The organism is Massilia sp. AB1 (assembly GCF_018119385.1).
Lineage (GTDB): Bacteria > Pseudomonadota > Gammaproteobacteria > Burkholderiales > Burkholderiaceae_D > Telluria.
In genome coordinates, this window is record NZ_JAGKSG010000012.1 from 65,526 (window position 1) to 85,382 (window position 19,857).

General features: G+C 65.1%; 18 protein-coding genes. 12 read left to right on the forward strand and 6 right to left on the reverse strand.

What is annotated here, in order from left to right; genetic code table 11:
- Window positions 1–114: 114 nt before the first annotated feature.
- Window positions 115–873, forward strand: coding sequence for a PRC-barrel domain-containing protein (locus J8847_RS09495; RefSeq protein ID WP_211524457.1), 759 nt, complete (start codon window positions 115–117; stop codon window positions 871–873).
- An 83-nt stretch (window positions 874–956) separates the two neighbouring features.
- Here J8847_RS09495 and hrpA read toward each other — a convergent pair whose 3' ends face one another.
- Window positions 957–4,985, reverse strand: coding sequence for an ATP-dependent RNA helicase HrpA (gene hrpA, locus J8847_RS09500; protein ID WP_211524458.1), 4,029 nt, complete (start codon window positions 4,983–4,985; stop codon window positions 957–959).
- Between the two features lie 55 nt (window positions 4,986–5,040).
- On the opposite strand from hrpA, the gene argA reads away from it, so the two are divergent.
- Window positions 5,041–6,354 carry an amino-acid N-acetyltransferase gene (gene argA / locus J8847_RS09505; RefSeq protein ID WP_211524459.1) on the forward strand — a complete coding sequence of 438 codons (1,314 nt, stop codon included), beginning with the start codon at window positions 5,041–5,043 and terminating at the stop codon, window positions 6,352–6,354.
- A 38-nt stretch (window positions 6,355–6,392) separates the two neighbouring features.
- Window positions 6,393–6,665 (forward strand): oxidative damage protection protein, encoded by a 273-nt coding sequence (locus J8847_RS09510; protein WP_211518579.1) that lies wholly within the window; start codon window positions 6,393–6,395, stop codon window positions 6,663–6,665.
- Between the two features lie 101 nt (window positions 6,666–6,766).
- On the opposite strand, the gene J8847_RS09515 is transcribed toward J8847_RS09510, so the two are convergent.
- Window positions 6,767–7,096 (reverse strand): hypothetical protein, encoded by a 330-nt coding sequence (locus tag J8847_RS09515; RefSeq protein ID WP_211524460.1) that lies wholly within the window; start codon window positions 7,094–7,096, stop codon window positions 6,767–6,769.
- An 18-nt stretch (window positions 7,097–7,114) separates the two neighbouring features.
- Window positions 7,115–7,792, reverse strand: coding sequence for a ribose-5-phosphate isomerase RpiA (gene rpiA, locus J8847_RS09520; RefSeq protein ID WP_211524461.1), 678 nt, complete (start codon window positions 7,790–7,792; stop codon window positions 7,115–7,117).
- Window positions 7,793–7,928: 136 nt separating this feature from the next.
- Between rpiA and J8847_RS09525 the strand changes: the two genes are divergently transcribed.
- The 3 genes from J8847_RS09525 to J8847_RS09535 all read left to right on the forward strand — a co-directional run bounded on the left by J8847_RS09525 (window position 7,929) and on the right by J8847_RS09535 (window position 9,534).
- A complete protein-coding gene (locus tag J8847_RS09525) occupies window positions 7,929–8,312 on the forward strand; it encodes a VOC family protein (RefSeq protein WP_211524462.1) in 384 nt (127 codons plus the stop codon).
- A gap of 76 nt (window positions 8,313–8,388) precedes the next feature.
- Window positions 8,389–8,766: a hypothetical protein gene (locus J8847_RS09530; RefSeq protein ID WP_211524463.1), complete on the forward strand. Its 378-nt coding sequence runs from the start codon at window positions 8,389–8,391 to the stop codon at window positions 8,764–8,766.
- Between the two features lie 12 nt (window positions 8,767–8,778).
- Window positions 8,779–9,534 carry a hypothetical protein gene (locus J8847_RS09535; protein WP_211524464.1) on the forward strand — a complete coding sequence of 252 codons (756 nt, stop codon included), beginning with the start codon at window positions 8,779–8,781 and terminating at the stop codon, window positions 9,532–9,534.
- Between the two features lie 9 nt (window positions 9,535–9,543).
- Here J8847_RS09535 and J8847_RS09540 read toward each other — a convergent pair whose 3' ends face one another.
- From J8847_RS09540 to edd, 3 genes are read right to left on the reverse strand one after another with little or no spacing between them, the layout of a single operon-like run.
- Window positions 9,544–10,086: a Rhs element Vgr protein gene (locus J8847_RS09540; protein WP_211524465.1), complete on the reverse strand. Its 543-nt coding sequence runs from the start codon at window positions 10,084–10,086 to the stop codon at window positions 9,544–9,546.
- Window positions 10,087–10,096: 10 nt separating this feature from the next.
- Window positions 10,097–10,720, reverse strand: a complete 624-nt coding sequence (eda, locus tag J8847_RS09545; RefSeq protein ID WP_211524466.1) for a bifunctional 4-hydroxy-2-oxoglutarate aldolase/2-dehydro-3-deoxy-phosphogluconate aldolase — start codon at window positions 10,718–10,720, stop codon at window positions 10,097–10,099.
- Complete coding sequence (edd, locus tag J8847_RS09550) at window positions 10,717–12,636, reverse strand: phosphogluconate dehydratase (protein WP_211524467.1); 1,920 nt, start codon at window positions 12,634–12,636, stop codon at window positions 10,717–10,719. Before edd ends, eda begins: the two co-directional genes overlap by 4 nt.
- Window positions 12,637–12,859: 223 nt before the next feature.
- Between edd and pgi the strand changes: the two genes are divergently transcribed.
- The 6 genes from pgi to tal all read left to right on the forward strand — a co-directional run bounded on the left by pgi (window position 12,860) and on the right by tal (window position 19,806).
- Window positions 12,860–14,503, forward strand: a complete 1,644-nt coding sequence (pgi, locus tag J8847_RS09555; RefSeq protein ID WP_211524468.1) for a glucose-6-phosphate isomerase — start codon at window positions 12,860–12,862, stop codon at window positions 14,501–14,503.
- Window positions 14,504–14,526: 23 nt separating this feature from the next.
- Window positions 14,527–15,423, forward strand: coding sequence for an SMP-30/gluconolactonase/LRE family protein (locus J8847_RS09560; protein ID WP_229512657.1), 897 nt, complete (start codon window positions 14,527–14,529; stop codon window positions 15,421–15,423).
- Window positions 15,424–15,764: 341 nt separating this feature from the next.
- The gene (gene zwf, locus J8847_RS09565) at window positions 15,765–17,234 is read left to right on the forward strand and encodes a glucose-6-phosphate dehydrogenase (protein WP_211524469.1); all 1,470 of its coding nucleotides are present in this window, start codon (window positions 15,765–15,767) and stop codon (window positions 17,232–17,234) included.
- Between the two features lie 7 nt (window positions 17,235–17,241).
- Entirely contained in the window at window positions 17,242–18,096 is an 855-nt protein-coding gene (locus J8847_RS09570) for an SIS domain-containing protein (RefSeq protein ID WP_211524470.1), read from the forward strand.
- A gap of 69 nt (window positions 18,097–18,165) precedes the next feature.
- On the forward strand, window positions 18,166–18,663 hold the full coding sequence (locus J8847_RS09575; RefSeq protein ID WP_211524471.1) for a GAF domain-containing protein: 498 nt from the start codon (window positions 18,166–18,168) through the stop codon (window positions 18,661–18,663).
- A gap of 213 nt (window positions 18,664–18,876) precedes the next feature.
- On the forward strand, window positions 18,877–19,806 hold the full coding sequence (tal, locus tag J8847_RS09580; protein WP_211524472.1) for a transaldolase: 930 nt from the start codon (window positions 18,877–18,879) through the stop codon (window positions 19,804–19,806).
- Window positions 19,807–19,857 lie beyond the last annotated feature (51 nt).

Below are 19,857 nucleotides of genomic sequence, written 5' to 3' on the forward strand. Positions count from 1 at the left end.
ACGCGCGCGCCCTGCTTCGATTGAGCCATATCATTGTTACAGCATTGTTGCGCGCCACCCTTGTCGGGTAGCCGTCGACATTGCGGCAGAGGTCTACAGACCAAGGAGGACGAGATGAGCTACGCAGATCGTGACAAGTACGGGATGTACAAGGACACGCGGCACGCGGGTCCTGGCCCGGCACTCATGGGCGCCGACACCTTGATCGGCGACAGCGTCGTCAATGGCAAAGAAGAGAACCTTGGCGACATCAAGGAAATCATGCTCGACATGCAGACCGGCCAGGTGGCTTACGCCGTGCTGGCCTTTGGCGGCTTCCTCGGCATGGGCGAGAAGCTGTTCGCCGTGCCCTGGCAGGCGCTGCACCTCGACACCGCGCACCATCGCTTCGTGTTGAATGTCGACAAGGAACGACTGAAGAATGCGCCTGGGTTCGACAAGGATGCCTGGCCGGACATGAGCGACGTCAACTGGGCGAGCGGCATTCACAGCTTCTACGGCACCGACATGGATCGTCCGGGTGCGCCGAGTATGGGGCCGGGCGTGGCCGTGGGCGGCATGGTGGGCGGCGCCAGCGCGGGGACGGGGTCCTCGCGCATGGGCAGCGGCATGGGCTCGAGCATGGGATCGGGCTCGGCTGGCGGCGGCGACCTGGGCAGCGGGTCGGGGCTGGGTGGTGTGGGCTCCGGGACCAGCAATGCCGGGATGGGGTCTGGTGCGGGTGGCGGGAGCAGCAACCTGGGCGGTAGTGCCGGGGGCGGGACTGCCGCCGGAGGCTCGTCCTATGGTCCGGGCGGCAGTGCCGATCCGCGGCCGGGGCATGATGGCGATGACAAGGATCTGAGCAGGATCCGGGGGAGCAATATCGGGTAAATGATGGATTGGTGGTTTGCTTAAGACTTGGGTCCCCGCCAAGGGGGCCCAAGTTCAACCAACTGTCGAACAGTCGATCAGCTCTACCGAATCATCGACTCCCACACCTTCTGCAGCCGCTTGGCCGACACCGGCATCGGCGTCCTCAGTTCCTGCGCGAACAGCGACACCCTCAACTCCTCCAGCATCCAGCGGAACTCCACCATGCGCGGATCGTTGTTCTTGCCCGCCTGGTTCTTCAGGGTGCGCTGGAACTGGCTGGCCGCGTTCTGCCATTCCGCCATCAGCTGCGCATCGCGCGACGCATTGGTGCGCAGCTTCTCCATCCGCACATTGATCGCCTTCAGGTAGCGCGGGAAATGCGCCAGCTGCGAGTACTCGTTGTCGGCGATGAAACGCTTGTGCACCAGCCCCTGCAACTGCGACTGGATATCCGCTGCCACCGGCTGCGGCAGGCTTTGCAGGCGCTTGGGCAGGCCGTGGAATTCGGCCAGCACCTGCCCCGCCAGGCGCGCGATCTCGTTGATCAGGAGGCCGATCCGCCCCTTGCCCTCGTCCTTGCGCTTGTTGAACGACGCCGCATCCGTCGGCAGCGGGTCCTGCAGGCAGGCGATGTCGATGGCCTTGGCCACGATCTGGTCGCGCAGATCCTCCTGCGTACCCACGCTCATGAACTGCATGCCCATCTGCTGCAGGCCCGGGATGTTCTTCTCCGCGAACTTGAGCTGCTCCTTGAACTGCAGCGCGAACAGGCGGCGCAGGCCCACGCGGTGAGTGCGCGCCGCCACGTTCGGGTCGTCGAACACTTCCAGGTCGCAGTGCGTGCCCTTGTCCACCAGCGCCGGGAAGCCGATCAGGGTCAGCTTGCCCTGGTTGATCTCCAGCAGCTCCGGCAGCTCGCCGAAGGTCCAGCTGGTGATGCCGGTGTGCTGGCGCGCGGCCGGCGAGGCGGCCGGTGCGTGAGCGGGCGCAGCGGCGGGCTGCACGCCCCTCCCCTTGCCCGCAGGCGGCGCGGATGCCGGCTGCTGCTGCGCACGCGCGGGCGCCGCCGGCGCGGCAGGCTTGGCCTCGGCCAGCTTCTGGAAGCTCTGGCGCGCCTGCCCGCCCAGCTCGGCCTGCAGGGTCGCGAGGTTGCGGCCCATGTCCAGCTGGCGGCCATGCTCGTCGATCACCTTGAAATTCATGAATAGGTGCGCCGGCAGGGTCTCCAGCTTGAAGTCCGTGGTCAGCACCCGCACCCCTAGCTGGGCGTGGATGTCCGCGATCAGCACGTCGATCAGGTCGCCCCGGCCGAAGCTGCCCGCCGCATCGATGCGCTCGACAAAACGCGCCGCGTAGTCAGGCAGCGGCACGCAATGGCGGCGCAGCTTCTGCGGCAGGGATTTCAGCAGCAGGTGCACCTTCTCCTTCAGCATGCCCGGCACCAGCCAGGCCGCGCGCTCCTGCGGGATCTGGTTCAGCGCGAACAGCGGCACCGCCAGGGTCACGCCGTCGCGCACGCTGCCCGGTTCGAAGTGGTAGGACAGTCCCATCTCGATCCCGGTGACGTTCATCGTCTTCGGGAACAGCTCGGTGGTCACGCCCGCCGCCTCGTGGCGCATCAGTTCTTCGCGGTTCAGGAACAAGAGCTTGGGGTTGTCGCGCGACGCGTCCTTGTACCACTTCTCGAAGCCCGCGCCGTTGACGATGTCAAGCGGGATCTCCTTGTCGTAGAAGGCGTGGATCAGCTGGTCGTCCACCAGCACGTCCTGGCGGCGCGACTTGTGCTCGAGGTTCTCGATCTCCTTCACCAGCTTGTGGTTGTGGGCGTAGAACGCCAGGCGCGTCTCGTAGTCGCCCGCCACCAGCGCGTCGCGGATGAAGATCTCGCGCGACGCCAAAGGGTTGTGCTGGCTGTAGTTGATGCGGCGGTTGCTGTAGACGACGATGCCGTACAGGGTCGCGCGCTCCAGCGCCGTCACCTGCGCCTGGCGCTTTTCCCAGCGCGGCTCGCCCCAGGATTTCTTGAGCAGGTGCCCGCCGATCTTCTCGATCCACTCCGGCTGGATCTGGGCGATGGTGCGCGCGTACAGGCGCGTGGTTTCGACCAGTTCCGCCGCCATGATCCAGCGGCCCGCCTTCTTGCCCAGGGTCGAACCCGGCCAGATGTGGAACTTGATGCCGCGCGCGCCCAGATACACGCCACCCTGCTCGTCCTCGGCCTTGAAGCCGATGTTGCCCAGCAGGCCGGTGAGCAGCGCCAGGTGCAGCTGCTCGTAGGTGGCCGGCGCTTCGTTCAGGCGCCAGCCCTGCTCGCGCACGATGGTGAGCAGCTGCGAGTGCACGTCGCGCCACTCGCGCAGGCGCAGCTGCGACAGGAAGTTGGCGCGGCAGTTGTCCTGCAGCTGGCGGTTCGACTTCTTGTGCTCGATCGCTTCCTCGAACCACTTCCAGATCTTGAGGTAGCTGAGGAACTCGGACTTCTCGTCGGCGAACTTCTTGTGCTTCTCGTCGGCCTGCTGCTGGTATTCGATGGGACGGTCGCGCGGGTCTTGCGTCGACAGCGCCGAAGCCACGATCAGCATCTCGGTCAGGCAGTGGTTGTCCAGCGCGGCCAGGATCATGCGGCCCACGCGCGGATCGAGCGGCAGCTTGGCCAGCTTGCGGCCCAACGGGGTCAGCTCGTTGGTATCGTCGACCGCGCCGATCTCCTGCAGCAGCTGGTAGCCGTCGGCAATCGCGCGGCCTTGCGGCGCCTCGATGAAGGGGAAGGTCTCGACGTCGGTCAGGCGCAGGGACTTCATGCGCAGGATGACCGAGGCCAGCGAGGAGCGCAGGATCTCCGGGTCGCTGAACTTGGGACGCTTGATGTAATCGTCTTCCTCGTACAGGCGGATGCAGACGCCGTCGGCCACGCGGCCGCAACGGCCGGCGCGCTGGTTGGCGGCGGACTGCGCCACCGGCTCGATCTGCAGCTGCTCGACCTTGTTGCGGAAGCTGTAGCGCTTCACGCGCGCCAGGCCGGTGTCGACCACGTAGCGGATGCCCGGCACCGTCAGCGAGGTCTCGGCCACGTTGGTGGCCAGCACGATGCGGCGCGCGTTCGTGGTGCGGAACACGCGGTCCTGTTCTTCGACCGACAGGCGCGCGAACAGCGGCAGGATCTCGACATGCGGCGGATGGTGCTTGCGCAGCGCCTCCGCGCAATCGCGGATCTCGCGTTCGCCCGGCAGGAAGACCAGCACGTCGCCCGAGCCGATGCGGCACAGCTCATCGACCGCGTCGACCACCGCGTCCATCAGGTCGCGCTTGTCGCGGGCGGCTTGCGCCTTCGGCGGCGGCTCGCCCGGCTTGGCGGTGACGCCCACCGGATCGCGGTCCACCGGGCGGTAGCGCACTTCCACCTTGTACAGGCGGCCGGAGACCTCGATCACCGGCGCGGGCTTCTCCGGCGTGCCGAAGTGGCGCGCGAAGCGGTCGGCGTCGATGGTGGCCGAGGTGATGATGATCTTCAGGTCCGGCCGGCGCGGCAGCAGCTGCTTCAGGTAGCCGAGCAGGAAGTCGATGTTCAGGCTGCGCTCGTGCGCCTCGTCGATGATGATCGTGTCGTAGGCCTTGAGCAGCGGATCGGTCTGGGTTTCGGCCAGCAGGATACCGTCGGTCATCAGCTTGACCGAGGCGCCCTTCTGCAGCGTGTCGTTGAAGCGGACCTTGTAGCCCACGTGCTCGCCCAGCGGGGTACCGAGTTCCTGCGCGATGCGCTTGGCGGTCGACGACGCGGCGATCCGGCGCGGCTGGGTGTGTCCGATGATGCCCTTTTCGCCGCGGCCCAGCTCCAGGCAGATCTTCGGCAACTGCGTGGTTTTACCGGAGCCGGTTTCGCCCGATACGATCACCACCTGGTTCTCGCTCACCGCCTTCGCGATTTCCGCGCGGCGGCCGGATACCGGCAGGTCTTCGGGGAAGACGATCGGCGGCAGCGGATTACGCACGCGCACCGGCGCTTCTTCGCGCGGAGGACGCGCTGCACGCGGCTCTCCCTCCGGGCGGCGCTTGGGCGGCTGTGCGGATGCGTGTTTGGGGGAAGCGGCGCGCGCCGGCTGCGGCGAAGGCTTGTTACTCTGTTCAGACATTGATTTTTACAAGGTATTTGGTGCGCACATCGCGCAGCGAATTATAATGCGGCAAATGGAAAACCCTACCCAATTCGTCCAGTGGCTGCGCTCTGTCGCGCCGTATATTCATGCCTTTGGCGGCAAGACCTTCGTCGTCGCCTTCCCCGGTGAACTGGTCGCCTCCGGCGCCCTGCCGGTGCTGGCGCAGGATCTGTCGCTGCTGGTCGGCCTCGGCATCCGCATCGTGCTGGTGCACGGCTCGCGTCCGCAGGTGGCCGAACAACTCGCGCTGCGCAATGTCGAGGGCCGCTTCCACAACGGTATCCGCATCACCGACACCGCGGCGCTCGAATGCGCGAAGGAAGCCGCCGGCGAATTGCGTCTGGATATCGAAGCCGCCTTCAGCCAGGGCTTGCCGAACACGCCGATGTCGCATGCCCAGATCAGTATCGTCTCGGGCAACTTCGTGGTCGCCCGCCCGCTCGGCGTGATCGACGGCACCGACTTCGAGCTGACCGGCGTGACCCGCAAGATCCACGCCGAGAAGATCCACCCGATCCTGCAGACCGAGGACAGCCTGGTGCTGCTGTCGCCGCTGGGTTTCTCGCCGACCGGCGAGATCTTCAACCTGACGATGGAGGACGTTGCCGCCTCGGCCGCGATCGCCCTGCACGCCGACAAGCTGATCTACATCACCGAAACCCCGATGATGAAGGATGCCGGCGACGCCGAGCTGCGCGAACTGTCCTCGCACCAGGCCGAGGCCGTGCTGCAGGCCGGTTTCCTGCAGCCGGATGCCGCCTTCTACCTGCAGCACGCCATCAAGGCCTGCAACAGCGGCGTGGACCGCGCCCACATCGTGCCCTTCTCGACCGACGGCTCGGTGCTGCTCGAGGTGTTCACCCACGACGGCGTGGGCACCATGGTCAGCCACGAGAACCTGGAAAGCCTGCGCCAGGCCACAATTGAGGACGTCGGCGGAATTATCAAGCTGATCGAGCCGCTGGAAGCCGACGGCACCCTGGTCTACCGCGGCCGCGAGCTGATCGAGCGCGAGATCGACCAGTTCTCCGTCATCGAGCACGACGGCGTGATCTTCGGCTGCGCCGCGCTGTATCCGTTCCCGGAATCGAAGATGGCCGAGATGGCTTGCCTGACGGTGAGCCAGGAAGCCCAGACCCAGGGCGACGGCGAACGCATCCTCAAGCACATGGAAAACCGCGCCCGCGCGGCGGGCCTGAACAAGCTGTTCGTGCTGACCACGCGTACCTCGCACTGGTTCAAGAAGCGCGGCTTCGTGCCGGCCACGGTGGACGACCTGCCGAAGGACCGCCAGCATATGTATAACTGGCAGCGCCGGTCACAGGTTTTGATCAAGTCTTTATAATGGTGGTTTTACACCGTCCCGCATAACAGGAGTACACGATGGCCCGCACCGTCCACTGCATCAAACTGAACAAGGAAGCCGAAGGGCTGGATTTCCCGCCGGTTCCTGGCGAAATGGGCAAGAAGATTTATCAGTCCGTTTCGAAGGAAGCCTGGCAGGCCTGGCTGAAGCACCAGACCATGCTGATCAACGAGAACCGCCTGAACCTGGCGGATGACCGCGCGCGCAAGTACCTGGCGACGCAGATGGAGCGGCATTTCTTTGGTGAAGGTGCGGATCAGGCGGTGGGGTACGTGCCGCCGACTGCATAAGCCGGCGCTAACAGTAGGTAAAGAAACTTGGGTCCCCGCCTTCGCGGGGACCCAAGTTTTTAGCGAACCAGCAACGCTACCGCAGTCGCAAAACAGGCAAGTCACATCTTCCTGCACTGGCGCAACTCACACCGCGCCATGAACACCTTCCCACCCTCGCACTGCATCCGGTAGACCTCGATCGGCCCCGGCTCCGTGACCAGCCCCGCGCCCTGGCCGCCCGTGCAGCCCTGCGCGCGCGCCAGCTTCTCGACCGTGGCCGAGGACACGCCGGTCTGGAACGGCACCCGCTGGATCGGCGCGCCATTCGCATCAAGCAGCTGCGGCGCCGCCGGGGAGGCCGCAAGCGCCCGTGGCGCCGGCTCCATCTTGCTCTTGAACATGGAACAACCACCCAACAGGACAGCCACCAGCACCAGCGCGCGTTTCATGGAAAGGCCTCGTAAAGCTTAGAACGACAGGGTCTTGACGCCTTCCGCCGTGCCCAGCAGGCAGACGTCGGCGCCGCGCTGCGCGAACAGGCCGACGGCGATCACGCCGACGATCTGGTTGATCTGGTTCTCCAGCGCCACCGGGTCGGTGATAGCCAGGCCGGCCACGTCGATGATCTCGCCGCCGTTGTCGGTGATGAAGGCTTCGTCGCTGCCCGCCTTGGTGCGCAGGCGCGGCTGGCCGCCCAGGGCTGCCAGCTTGCGCATCACGGCCGCACGCGCCATCGGGATGACTTCCACCGGCAGCGGGAACTTGCCCATGGTCTCCACCAGCTTCGAGCCGTCCGCGATGCAGACGAACTTCTGCGAGATCGACGCCACGATCTTCTCGCGGGTCAGGGCCGCGCCGCCGCCCTTGATCATCGCGCCGGCCGCGTTGATCTCGTCCGCGCCGTCGATGTAGACGGCGATCGATTCCACCTCGTTCATGTCGAACACCGGAATGCCGTGGCCGCGCAGGCGCGCCGCCGTACCTTCCGACGAAGCCACGGTACCCTTGATGCGGTCCTTGATCTTGGCCAGTTCGTCGATGAAGAAGTTGGCGGTCGAGCCAGTGCCGACGCCGATGATTTCGCCGTCGACCACGTAATCGATGGCGGAGCGTGCCACTGCCTGTTTGAGTTCGTCTTGAGTCATGATGCGCTGTTGGTAGAAGAAAAAGAATGCGACATTTTAAAGGATTCCCGCCCTGCGCCGCCGAAATCGCATCAGCACACGGCGTACGTGAATATCTTGTCAACACCAGTGATAGACTGATGTCTGAGGAGCACAGATGAATACAAAGATCCTGGCGCAGGTGCCGGTGCTGATGGCGCGCGACGTGCGGACCGCGCTCGATTTTTACGCCAGGCTGGGCTACGCCCTCGTCTTCGCGGACGACACCGAACAGCCGCGCTATGCCGGCGTGGCGCGCGACGGCCTGCATGTGCACCTGCAGTGGCAAGACGCCTCGCACTGGAACAATGCGCTCGACCGCCCCGCGTACCGGTTTGTCGTCGACGATGTCGACGCGCTCTACGCGGAGTTCCTGGCTGCCGGCGCGCTTCCGGCCCTCAGTACCAGTCCCTACCGGGAACCCGCGAACACCCCGTGGGGCACCAGGGAGTTTCACCTTCGCGATCCTGACGGCAACGCGCTGCAGTTTTGCGATCAATGAAGATCATGCCTGGCGCATTGCCAAAATTGCACTAACACATCAAACTCGGCCTTTTCCGATCAGGATGTCGATATCGATGAAAAAGCCCAGCATGCATCGCCTTGCCCTGTTATGTCTTGCGCTTGGCCTCGGCTGCGCCGCCCACGCCGACGAACCGGGCTTGTGCACCTCGCTGTGCTCCACGCAGAAGCAGGAGTGCAAGGCAAACGCCCTGGAGGCGACCGAAAACGATACGTCGAATTTCTTTGAAATGCGTGAGAAGAATCCTCACGCGCGCGCCGCCGCGCAGGGCCAGCCTGTTTCGGACATGACGCGCACCGCCGAAAGGTCGGATTTCGAGAAAAGAAAGCAGGCACGGTTCAACGCTTGCGAGAGCAAGTTCCGCCAGTGCACCCGTGCCTGCACCGTGCCGAGCTCTTCGGTAGTGCTGAAAAAAACCGGGCGCGCACAGTAACCCGGCAGGCGTATGGCTTATTCAAGACTACCCGCTTTCGCCGCATTGGCCGTCTTCCTGACAACAACCGCAAATGCGCACCAGGCAGACAATGAACAGGTCAGGGAACTCTCCCCGGTCGAGATCAACTCGAAGAAGAACCCGGGCAACGTGCCTTATGCTACCTTCCTCAAGCACCAGGCCTTCCTGCAATCCCTGCTGCCTCCGGAACCGCGTGTCATCGACCTGCGGCTTCGCCTGTCCTTCACCGGCATCACTGGCCCGGCACGCGACACCTATCTCCCGGACAGCTGGGCGGTCGCCATCGTCGGCGAGACGCAGGACCAGACCATCCCCGTCGACCGGGGAGGTTATTTCCTGCTGCCCAACAACGAGCAGGCGGCCAGGGAACAGGCCACCCTCATGTTCAACACCCAGACCCGCAAAGGCTACGTCAATGTGGCCTGGAAGCTCCGACTCAGGGAAGGTCAAATGCTTCCCTATGCGGACTTCGCGAAAGCCTTCGACGAGGTCAAGCGCGTGCAGCAGCAGATCCCCTGGTACCGGATCAGCATGTACGACGAACGGGTTGCGCGCTTCGACGGCTTGAAGGCGTGCTTCTTCACTGGCGAGGGCCGCATCGAGATCGGCGGCCAGCCGGCGGCGGCGCGCACCGAGGGCATGTGCCAGGTGATCCGCTTCGATCCGGCCCTGGCCGGCGTGGACCGGAACGACATCGCGTTCATCGGCCAGCTCGATACGGTCACGCTCCACGACGCCGCCAGGTGAAGCAGCCCTTCAGCTCCGGCGCGCCAGCCAGCGCGCAGGGCCGAGCGGCAGGTTGCTCCAGTTCACAGGCTCGGCCAGGAACAGCCCCAACACCTCTTCGTACATTGCCAGGCTGCCGCGATAGCGCTGCTGGCGCATCGCATCCGGCTTGCGCAGATGCTTGAGCACGAAGTAGTCGGCCAGCAGGTCGCCCTGCGCCTCCATGTTGTAGTCGGCCAGGCTGGCTCCTTCGCGCAGCGTGTAGTCATAGGACAACCCAATGCGCAAGGCCCCACGCAGCCGCACCGGATAGCCCAGCTGGTGCTGCCACACATGCACCATCTCGTGCATGAACCAGTGGATCGCGCCGGGATCGCCGCGCGTGTAATCGGGAAGGAAACAGGAATGGTGGAAATACAGGCTGCCGTTTGGCGTCATGCAGCAGTTCCTGGGCTGGAACGGCATGTACCGCCGGTTGTACACGCGTACCCGGCGGTAGTCGATGGCGTCGCGGAACAGCAGCGACGCCATCTGGATCTCACCCGCGCTGAGCGGGCGCGCGAGCGTCCGCATGCGCAAGCTTTTACTGCGGGCGGAGTGCCGCGGCCGCCCTGGCCAGCTCGGTGATCTGGTCCCACTGGCCGGCGTTCATCAGGTCCTTCGGCGTCAGCCAGGAACCGCCCACGCAGGCCACGTTCTTACAGGCCAGGAACTTGGGCGCGGTCTCGATCGAGATGCCGCCGGTCGGGCAGAAGGTCACGTCCGGCAGCGGGCCGCCGATCGCGTTCAGCATGCCCACGCCGCCCGCCGGCACGGCCGGGAACAGCTTGAGCTGGCGGAAGCCCGCTTCGCGCGCCGCCATCACTTCGGACGGGGTCATCACGCCCGGCAGCAGCGGCAGGCCGCTGGTCCTGGCCGCTTCGATCAGGGTCGGGGTCAGGCCCGGCGACACGCCGAACACGGCGCCCGCATCGCGGGCAGCGGCGAATTCTTCCGGCTGGGTCAGGGTGCCGACGCCGACGATGGCGCCTTCGACCTGGCTCATGGCGCGGATCGCGCCGAGGCCGTGCTGGGTGCGCAGCGTGACTTCGAGCACGCGGATGCCGCCCGCCACCAGGGCCTTCGCCAGCGGTACGGCCTGGTCGGGATCGTCGATGGCGATAACCGGGATGACGCTCGCCGAGCGCATGATGTCAAGTAAGGTCATTTCTGCGTCCTAAAAAGAAAGTCTTCATCGGAACCCGGCATGATTTCGCCGGCGTCCACGCCTTCGTGCAGCGGTACGGTGGTCGGAATCGGCGACGGCAGCGGGAAGGTGGCAGCGCCCTCCTCCGCCGCGCTGATGGCGTTGCGGAACACCGCGAACAGTTCGCGGCCCATGCCGATGTGGCTCTTCGACAGGTCGGCGGTGGCCATCTTGCGCCCCGCCCAGACGTCGGCCGGCACCAGCGCATCGAGGGTGCCGGCGGTGGCGTCGACGCGGATCATGTCGCCGTCGCGCACCAGGCCCAGCGGGCCGCCGGCCAGGATCTCGGGCGAGACGTGGATCGCCGCCGGCACCTTGCCGGAAGCGCCCGACATGCGGCCGTCCGTCACCATCGCCACGTGGTAGCCGGCGTCCTGCAGGTTCGCCAGCGCCGGGGTCAGCGCGTGCAGTTCCGGCATGCCGTTGGCGCGCGGGCCCTGGAAGCGGATCACGGCCACGAAGTCGCGCTCAAGCTTGCCCGCCTTGTAGGCGTGCATGAAATCGTCCTGCGAATCGAAGGTCAGGGCCGGGGCCTCGACCACGTGGTGCTCGGCCTTGACCGCCGAGATCTTCATCACGGCGCGGCCCAGGTTGCCCTGCACCAGCACCATGCCGCCGTTGTTGCTGAACGGGTTCGATGCCTTGCGCAGCACGGCTTCGTCGCCGCTCTGCTCGGGCAGGTCGCGCCAGACCACCTTGCCGTCTTCGCCCAGGAAAGGCTCCTTGCAGTGGGCGCGCAGGCCGTGGCCCAGGATGGTGTTGACGTCATCGTGCGCCAGGCCGGCGTCCAGCAGTTCGCGGATCACGAAGCCCGGGCCGCCGGCGGCCTGGAAGTGGTTCACGTCGGCTTCGCCGTTCGGATACACGCGGGTCAGCGAAGGCACGACTTTCGACAGCTCGTCGAAATCGTTCCAGTCGACCACGATGCCGGCGGCGCGCGCCATCGCGATGATGTGCAGGGTGTGGTTGGTCGAGCCGCCGGTCGCGTGCAGCGCGACGATGGCGTTGACGATGGCTTTCTCGTCCACGATGCGGCCGATCGGCATGTAGTTGCCGCCCTGCTGGGAGATCGACACCGCGTGCTGGGCCGCGGCGCGGGTCAGCGCTTCGCGCAGCGGGGTGCCCGGGGTGACGAAGGCGGCGCCCGGCATGTGCAGGCCCATCATTTCCATCAGCATCTGGTTGCTGTTGGCGGTGCCGTAGAAAGTACAGGTGCCGGAGCTGTGATAGGAGCGCGATTCGCCCTCGAGCAGTTCCTCGCGGGTGGCCTCGCCTTTGGCGTAGCGCTGGCGGATCGAGGCTTTTTCCTTGTTCGAGATGCCCGTGGTCATCGGGCCGCCCGGCACGAAGATGCCCGGGATGTGGCCGAAGTGCAGCGCGCCGATCAGCAGGCCCGGCACGATCTTGTCGCAGATGCCCAGGTAGAGCGCGGCGTCGAACATGTTGTGCGACATGCCGACGGCGGTGGCCATGGCGATGGCGTCGCGCGAGAACAGCGACAGCTCCATGCCCGGCTGGCCCTGGGTCACGCCGTCGCACATGGCCGGCACGCCGCTGGCGAACTGGGCCACGGCGCCGACTTGGCGCACGGCGTCCTTGATCACTTGCGGATAGGTCTCGAAAGGCTGGTGCGCCGACAGCATGTCGTTGTAGGACGAAACGATCGCCACCGAAGGCTGCTTGTATTCGCGCAGCTTGAGCTTGTCGTTGGCAGGGAAAGCGGCAAAGCCGTGCGCCAGGTTGGTGCAGGCCAGCGTGCTGCGCTGTACGCCCTGCACGCGGGCGGCTTCGAGATGCGCCAGGTAGGCCGCGCGGGACGGCTTGCTGCGCTGGATGATGCGATTGGTGACCTGTTCAACTACAGGGTGGAGCGCCATGTTCGTTCCTTCCAAAATTTTGTATCTGAAATTTTACTACAGAATCGCTCAATGCGCTTGTCGCCCGCCTTTCCTTCTTTTGGCAGGGAGGAGTGACCAGCCCAGCCGGCGGACTGGGAAATGGATGAGAAAGCGCGCACAAACTTTATGTAGTGAATTTACGAGCGCTTCCCTGTATTATTCGCCTATCCATCATGTTAATTGTGCCACGCACCTTCATCCCATGCGCCAGCCTTCCCTGACCAGCACCGCCAGCTTCCAAGCCCTCGACCAACATGCCGAAGACGCCGAACTGTGGCAGATGCGCGAGCTGTTCGCCACCGACCCGCAGCGCTTCGAGCGCCTGTCGGTCGAGGCCGCGGACCTGTTCCTAGACTATTCAAAAAATCGCCTCGACGGGCGCACGCTTGAACTGCTGGTCCAGCTGGCAAAAGAGCGCGGCGTCGAGCAGCGCCGCGACGCCATGTTCGCGGGCGAACGCATCAACAACACCGAGAACCGCGCCGTCCTGCATACCGCCCTGCGCGCCCCGCGCGACGCCAGGCTGACGGTCGACGGCCAGGATATCCCGGCCGACGTGCACGCCGTGCTCGACCGCATCAAGACCTTCACCGATGCCGTGCGCAGCGGCGAATGGAAAGGCCACACCGGCAAGCCCATCACCGACATCGTCAACATCGGCATCGGCGGCTCGGACCTGGGCCCCAAGATGGTCGTGCTGGCCCTGCGCCACTACGCCCATCCGCGCCTGCGCATGCACTTCGTGTCGAACGTCGACGGCCACGACATGGACGCGGCGCTCGGCCAGGTCGATCCGGAAACCACCCTCTTCATTGTTGCCTCGAAGACCTTTACTACCGCCGAAACCATGATGAACGCGCAGACCGCGCGCAGCTGGTTCCTCACGCATGCCAAGGAAGAGGCGCTGGCCAGGCACTTCGTGGCGGTGTCGACCAATACCGAGGCGATCAAGGCCTTCGGTATCGATCCGGCCAACATGTTCCCGTTCTGGGACTGGGTGGGCGGCCGTTATTCGGTCTGGTCGGCGATCGGCCTGTCGGTGGCGCTGGCGGTCGGCTTCGGCTACTTCAGCGACTTCCTGGCCGGCGCCCACGCCATGGACCAGCACTTCCGCACCGCGCCGCTGGAGCAGAACATGCCGGCGATCCTGGCCCTGGTGGGCTTCTGGAACCGCCAGTTCCTGGGCTGCCCCTCGGTCACCATCGCGCCCTACCACCAGGACCTGAACCGCTTCCCGGCCTACCTGCAGCAGCTCGACATGGAAAGCAACGGCAAGCGCGTCACCCGCGACGGCGAGCCGGTCGACACCGCGACCTGCCCGGCGATCTGGGGCGAATGCGGCACCAATGGCCAGCACGCCTACTTCCAGCTGCTGCACCAGGGCACCGACCTGACCCCGATCGACTTCATCGCCGCCCTGCGCCCGGCGCACGAGATGGAGCACCACCACACCGCCCTGCTGGCGAACTGCTTCGCCCAGTCGGAAGCCTTCATGAAGGGCAAGACCGCGGACGAGGTGCGCGCCGACCTGCAGCAGCAGGGCCTGCCTGCCGAGGAAGTCGAGCGCCTGGTGCCGCACAAGACCTTCCCGGGCAACCGTCCGAGCAACACCATCCTGATGGAACGCCTGACCCCGTCGACCCTGGGCGCGCTGATCGCGCTCTACGAGCACAAGACTTTCGTGCAGGGCGTGATCTGGGATGTCAACAGTTTCGACCAGTGGGGCGTTGAACTGGGTAAGGTGCTCGCCAAGAAAATCGAAGCCGAACTGGCGGGCGAACCGCAGCCGGACAAGCACGACAGCTCGACCAACGGACTGATCGCACGCGCCAAGGCCGCGATCTGAGCAATCCAGGACAAGCAGAGAACATGGCAACCGAAAAATTCGAAGTGGTCCACGACGCGCCCATGCTCGTGGGCGAGTCGGCGATCTGGCACGAGGTCGAGTCGGCCTTGTACTGGGTCGACATCAACGGCCTGACGGTCAACCGCGTGCATCCGGCGAGCGGCAAGTATTCGTCATGGCAGATGGCCTCGGAGCCGTCGGCGCTGGCGGTGGACGGCGACAACAACCTGGTCGTCGCCACGCGCCGCGACCTGCTGCACCTGAACACCACCACCGGTGAAGAGACGCCGATCGCGGACGCGCCCTACGACATCACCAAGGTACGCTTCAACGACGGCCGCGTGGACCCGGCGGGCCGCTTCTGGATCGGCACGATGTACGAGCCGCGCGACCAGCCGGCGGCAGAGATGTACGTGCTCGACCAGGGCCGGCTGCGCCGCGCGTGGGCGGGCGGGATGACCAATTCGAATGGACTGGCCTGGAGCCTGGACGGGCGCACGATGTTCCATGCGGACACGACGACGCACAGGATCGATTGCTATGACTACGATCCGGCGACCGGCGTACACAGCAACCAGCGCACCCTCTTGAGCTTCCCGACCGACAAGTCGGCGCCGGGGTATGGCGGGCGTCCGGACGGGGCGACCATCGACAGCGAAGGGGCGTACTGGGTGGCGATGTTCGAGGGCGGGCGCGTGCTGCGCATTTCGCCGCAGGGCGAGATCCTGCGCGAGATCATGGTGCCGGCGCGCTGCCCGACTTCGCTGGCGTTTGGCGGGACGGATCTGCGGACCTTGTATATCACCACGGCGAGCCATGGGCGCTCGGCGGCGGAGCTGGCGGAGTATCCGCTGAGTGGCAAGGTGCTGTGCACGCGGGTGGATGTGGCGGGGCGGGAGGAGCCGGAGTATCGCGGCTGAGCAGGTCGCACGCCCCTCCTTGCACTACCACCCTCAACACCGTCACCCCCGCGAAGGCGGGGGCCCAAGTTTGTGTCATGACCACTAGCGTTCGACGTAGTAGGTAACACGGAAGAACTTGGGTCCCCGCCTTCGCGGGGATGACGGCCTTAGGGCCAACAATTTACTTAAGATGCACGTGCCGGACTCCTTATCCGAAGCGCCCCAATACGCCCGCGTGTGGCACCATCAGTCGCCATCCCTCCAGATCGCTTTCGTAGTAAATTTTCTTGCAAATCAAATATTTGTGTAGTAAATTTACATTAAGCTTTCCCTCATCCCTTGCACTGATTCCGACGACCATGGCCCTTTCCGATTTCGATCTCGTTTTCTTTGGCGGCAGCGGCGACCTTGCGATGCGCAAGCTGCTCCCCGCGATGTACGCGCGCGACGTCTGCAATGACCTCCCCGCCAGCGCCCGCATCATCTGCGTCGGCCGCGACGACATGAGCCAGGAAGCCTTCCTGCAATTCGTCGAAAGCAACTCGAAACCGCACATCAAGGAAACCCCGGTCGACGAACACTGGGCCCGCTTCCTCAAGCGCATCACCTACGTGGCCCTGAACGCCACCGACGTCGGCACCTACGACCCGCTGGTCGAGGCCCTGCGCAAGGACGAGTCCCTCACCCGCGTCTACTACCTGGCCACCCCGCCCCACCTGTTCGCGACCATCTGCGACAACCTGGCCGAGACCGGCCTGGCCACGCCGAACTCGCGCGTGGTGCTGGAAAAGCCGCTCGGCCGCGACCTGGCTTCGGCCAAGCAGATCAACGCGGACGTGGGCAAGGTGTTCGCCGAATCGCAGATCTACCGGATCGACCACTACCTGGGCAAGGAAACCGTGCAGAACCTGCTGGCCCTGCGCTTCGGTAACATCCTGTTCGAGCCGCTGTGGCGCCGCGAATGGATCTCGGACGTGCAGATCACCATCGCCGAGAAGATCGGCGTGGGCAATCGCCTCGGCTACTACGACACCTCGGGCGCGCTGCGCGACATGCTGCAGAACCACCTGCTGCAACTGCTGTGCATCGTCGCCATGGAACCGCCGGCCTCGATCGCGCCGGACGCCGTGCGCGACGCCAAGCTGCAGGTGCTGCGCTCGCTGAAGCGCTTCACCCCGACCACCCTGGCCCAGAACATCGTGCGCGGCCAGTACCGCGCCGGCCACATCGACGGCAAGGCCGTGCCGGGCTACCGCGACGAGCCGGAAGCGCCCAAGCAGTCGCGCACCGAGACCTTCGTGGCGATGAAGGCCGAGATCGACACCTGGCGCTGGGCCGGCGTGCCCTTCTACCTGCGCACCGGCAAGCGCATGGCCGACCGCCTGGCCGAGATCGTGGTGCGCTTCAAGCAGATCCCGCATTCGATCTTCAACCAGCCGACCTCCAGCTTCCAGCCGAACAGCCTGGTGATCCGCCTGCAGCCGGACGAGGGCCTGTCGATGAACCTGATGGCCAAGACCCCGGGCGACTCGATGCGCCTGAAGCAGGCCGAACTCGAACTCGACTTCCGCGAGCAGTTCACCAGCCCGCGCATGGAAGCCTACGAGCGCCTGCTGCTCGACGTGCTGCGCGGCCAGCTGACCCTGTTCATGCGCGGCGACGAACTGGAAGCGGCCTGGGAATGGGTCGAGCCGATCCTGGACCACTGGGAAGAAGACGACAGCGCACCGGCGCCCTACACCTCCGGCACCTGGGGCCCTGCCGCATCGAGCGCACTGATCGGCCGCGACGGCCTGCAGTGGCGCGAAGAAGTCCTGCCGGAAGACTGAGGCCACCATGCTGCTCGACTCGATCCGCACCCAGCTCGATTCGCTCTCCAAGTCGGAGCGCAAGGTCGCGCTCGCGGTGCTTGCCGCCCCGTCCGCGACGGTCAGCCAGAACATCACGGCGCTGGCCAAGAGCGCGCAGGTGTCCGAACCGACCGTGGTGCGCTTCTGCCGCACGCTCGGCTATGAGGGCTGGCACGAGTTCAAGCTCAAGCTGGCCCAGGGCCTGGCGCTGGCCCTGCCTGGCGCCAACGAGCAGCCGGCCCAGGACGACCTGGCCTCGGACCTGATCAACAAGATCTGCAGCCGCTCGATCAATACCCTGCTCGACCTGCGCAACAACCTCAAGCCGGAACTGATCCAGAAAGCGCTCGATATCCTGTCGCGGGCGAACAAGATCGAGTTCTATGGCCAGGGGACCTCGGGCTTCGTGGCGGCGGATGCGCAGCACAAGTTCTTCCGTTCGGGCGTGCCGACGGTGGCTTATACCGATCCGGCGATTCACTCCATCGCCGCGGCGCTGCTGCGCGAAGGGGATGCGGTGGTGGCGATTTCGCAGCGCGGGAACAACCCGGCGCTGACGCGCTCGGCCAAGCTGGCAAGGGCCGGCGGGGCCGAGGTGATCGTGCTGGCGCCGTCGGGGACGCCGCTGGCGGAGATGGCGACCTTGTTCATTCCGATTGATCTGGTGTTTGCGATCGACCCGTACACGCCGATTTCGGCGCGGCTGGCTTACCTCGTGGTCATCGACGTGCTGGCGGTGGGGCTGGCCTTGCGCCGCGGGCCGGAGTTCCGCAAGAAGATGCAGAATGCGCAGAAGGCGCTTCAAGAGTTTGATATGCAGTTTGATTCGTTTATTGGCTAACACTGCGGGCCGCAGCCATTACCCCACAGGTGTAAAATACCGGGTTTCGACCGTCCATCGCTCCCCGCCATGCACATCAACCCCGAACGCAGCACCCGCCCCGACTACGACCTCCTGGTCCGCCAGGTCACCAGCATCCTCGAAGGCGAACGCGACCTGACCGCGAACGCCTCCCAGTTCTCCGCCCTCGTCTACGACACCATCGCCGACCTGAACTGGGCTGGCTTCTACCTCACCGTTCCCTCGAAAAAAGGCGAAGGCCAGGACCTGCTGGTCGGTCCCTTCCAGGGCAAGCCGGCCTGCGCCCGCATTCCTTTCGGCCGCGGCGTCTGCGGCACGACCGCCGTCGAGCGCAAGACCATCGTGGTGCCGGACGTGCATGCCTTCCCGGGCCACATCGCCTGCGATTCGGCCTCGGCGTCGGAAATCGTGATTCCGCTGATCAAGGACGACAAGCTGATCGGCGTGTTCGATATCGATAGCCCGAAGGCGGATCGCTTTTCTGAAGAAGATCGCGTTGGGCTGGAGCGCATGATTGCTGCGTTCCTTGAGGGTACCGACTGCTAATACGTTGTTGGTTTGCAAGCAAACTTGGGCGGGACAATGCCAGTGGCATTGTCCCGGCCTTCGCCGGGACGACGGGGTAAGTGGCTCGAGTTAGCGTGACGAACACCCGCACACTTAGCACGTCATCCCGGCGCAGGCCGGGATCCAAGTTTCCAAACCCCAGCCCCCGCCACTAGAATACAAGTTACACTCCCAAACACCGAGACCCACACCATGAACCAACTCGAACAGCTCAAGCAATACACCACCGTGGTCGCCGACACCGGCGACTTCCAGTCGATCAAGGCCTACGCCCCGCAAGACGCGACCACCAACCCGTCGCTGATCCTGAAGGCCGTGCAAAAGCCGGAATACCGTCCGCTGCTGGAAAAGGCCATCGCCGACGCGCCGCACGCGGAAATCGATGAAATCGTCGACAACCTCCTGATCGGCTTCGGCGTCGAGATCCTGAAGTATGTCCCGGGCCGCGTCTCGACCGAGATCGATGCCGCCCTGTCCTTCGACACCGAAGCGACCGTGGCGAAAGGCCGCGAACTGATCGCCCTGTACGAAAAGGCCGGCGTGTCGCGCGAGCGCGTGCTGATCAAGATCGCCTCGACCTGGGAAGGCATCCGCGCCGCCGAGATCCTGGAAAAGGAAGGCATCCACTGCAACCTGACCCTGCTGTTCTCGCTGTGCCAGGCCGTGGCCTGCGCCGAAGCCGGCGTCCAGCTGATCTCCCCGTTCGTGGGCCGCATCTACGACTGGTACAAGAAGTCGACCGGCATTGAATACACCGGCGCCGACGATCCGGGCGTGCAGTCGGTCAAGCGCATTTACCAGTACTACCGCAAGTTCGGCTACAAGACCGAAGTCATGGGCGCGAGCTTCCGCAACACCTCTCAAATCCTGGAGCTTAGCGGCTGCGACCTGCTGACCATCTCGCCGGACCTGCTGCAGAAGCTGGCCGACACCGATGCGCCGGTCGAGCGCAAGCTGACCACGGATGCGAACGCCGACATCGCCAAGATCGACATCGACGAGAAGACCTTCCGCTTCATGCTGAACGAAGACGCGATGGGCACCGAGAAGCTGGCCGAAGGCATCCGCGCCTTCGTCGCCGACTCGATCAAGCTGAAGAAGATGATCGCCCAAATGCGCTAAGCCCCCGGCGACCCGCATACAAGAACGCCGCCCTCGAGGCGGCGTTTTTCA

Coding starts and splice junctions, on each gene's coding strand:
- J8847_RS09495 (WP_211524457.1), top strand. CDS start 115: ATGAGCTACGCAGATCGTGACAAGTACGGGATGTACAAGGACACGCGG.
- hrpA (WP_211524458.1), bottom strand. CDS start 4,985: ATGTCTGAACAGAGTAACAAGCCTTCGCCGCAGCCGGCGCGCGCCGCT.
- argA (WP_211524459.1), top strand. CDS start 5,041: ATGGAAAACCCTACCCAATTCGTCCAGTGGCTGCGCTCTGTCGCGCCG.
- J8847_RS09510 (WP_211518579.1), top strand. CDS start 6,393: ATGGCCCGCACCGTCCACTGCATCAAACTGAACAAGGAAGCCGAAGGG.
- J8847_RS09515 (WP_211524460.1), bottom strand. CDS start 7,096: ATGAAACGCGCGCTGGTGCTGGTGGCTGTCCTGTTGGGTGGTTGTTCC.
- rpiA (WP_211524461.1), bottom strand. CDS start 7,792: ATGACTCAAGACGAACTCAAACAGGCAGTGGCACGCTCCGCCATCGAT.
- J8847_RS09525 (WP_211524462.1), top strand. CDS start 7,929: ATGAATACAAAGATCCTGGCGCAGGTGCCGGTGCTGATGGCGCGCGAC.
- J8847_RS09530 (WP_211524463.1), top strand. CDS start 8,389: ATGAAAAAGCCCAGCATGCATCGCCTTGCCCTGTTATGTCTTGCGCTT.
- J8847_RS09535 (WP_211524464.1), top strand. CDS start 8,779: ATGGCTTATTCAAGACTACCCGCTTTCGCCGCATTGGCCGTCTTCCTG.
- J8847_RS09540 (WP_211524465.1), bottom strand. CDS start 10,086: ATGCGGACGCTCGCGCGCCCGCTCAGCGCGGGTGAGATCCAGATGGCG.
- eda (WP_211524466.1), bottom strand. CDS start 10,720: ATGACCTTACTTGACATCATGCGCTCGGCGAGCGTCATCCCGGTTATC.
- edd (WP_211524467.1), bottom strand. CDS start 12,636: ATGGCGCTCCACCCTGTAGTTGAACAGGTCACCAATCGCATCATCCAG.
- pgi (WP_211524468.1), top strand. CDS start 12,860: ATGCGCCAGCCTTCCCTGACCAGCACCGCCAGCTTCCAAGCCCTCGAC.
- J8847_RS09560 (WP_229512657.1), top strand. CDS start 14,527: ATGGCAACCGAAAAATTCGAAGTGGTCCACGACGCGCCCATGCTCGTG.
- zwf (WP_211524469.1), top strand. CDS start 15,765: ATGGCCCTTTCCGATTTCGATCTCGTTTTCTTTGGCGGCAGCGGCGAC.
- J8847_RS09570 (WP_211524470.1), top strand. CDS start 17,242: ATGCTGCTCGACTCGATCCGCACCCAGCTCGATTCGCTCTCCAAGTCG.
- J8847_RS09575 (WP_211524471.1), top strand. CDS start 18,166: ATGCACATCAACCCCGAACGCAGCACCCGCCCCGACTACGACCTCCTG.
- tal (WP_211524472.1), top strand. CDS start 18,877: ATGAACCAACTCGAACAGCTCAAGCAATACACCACCGTGGTCGCCGAC.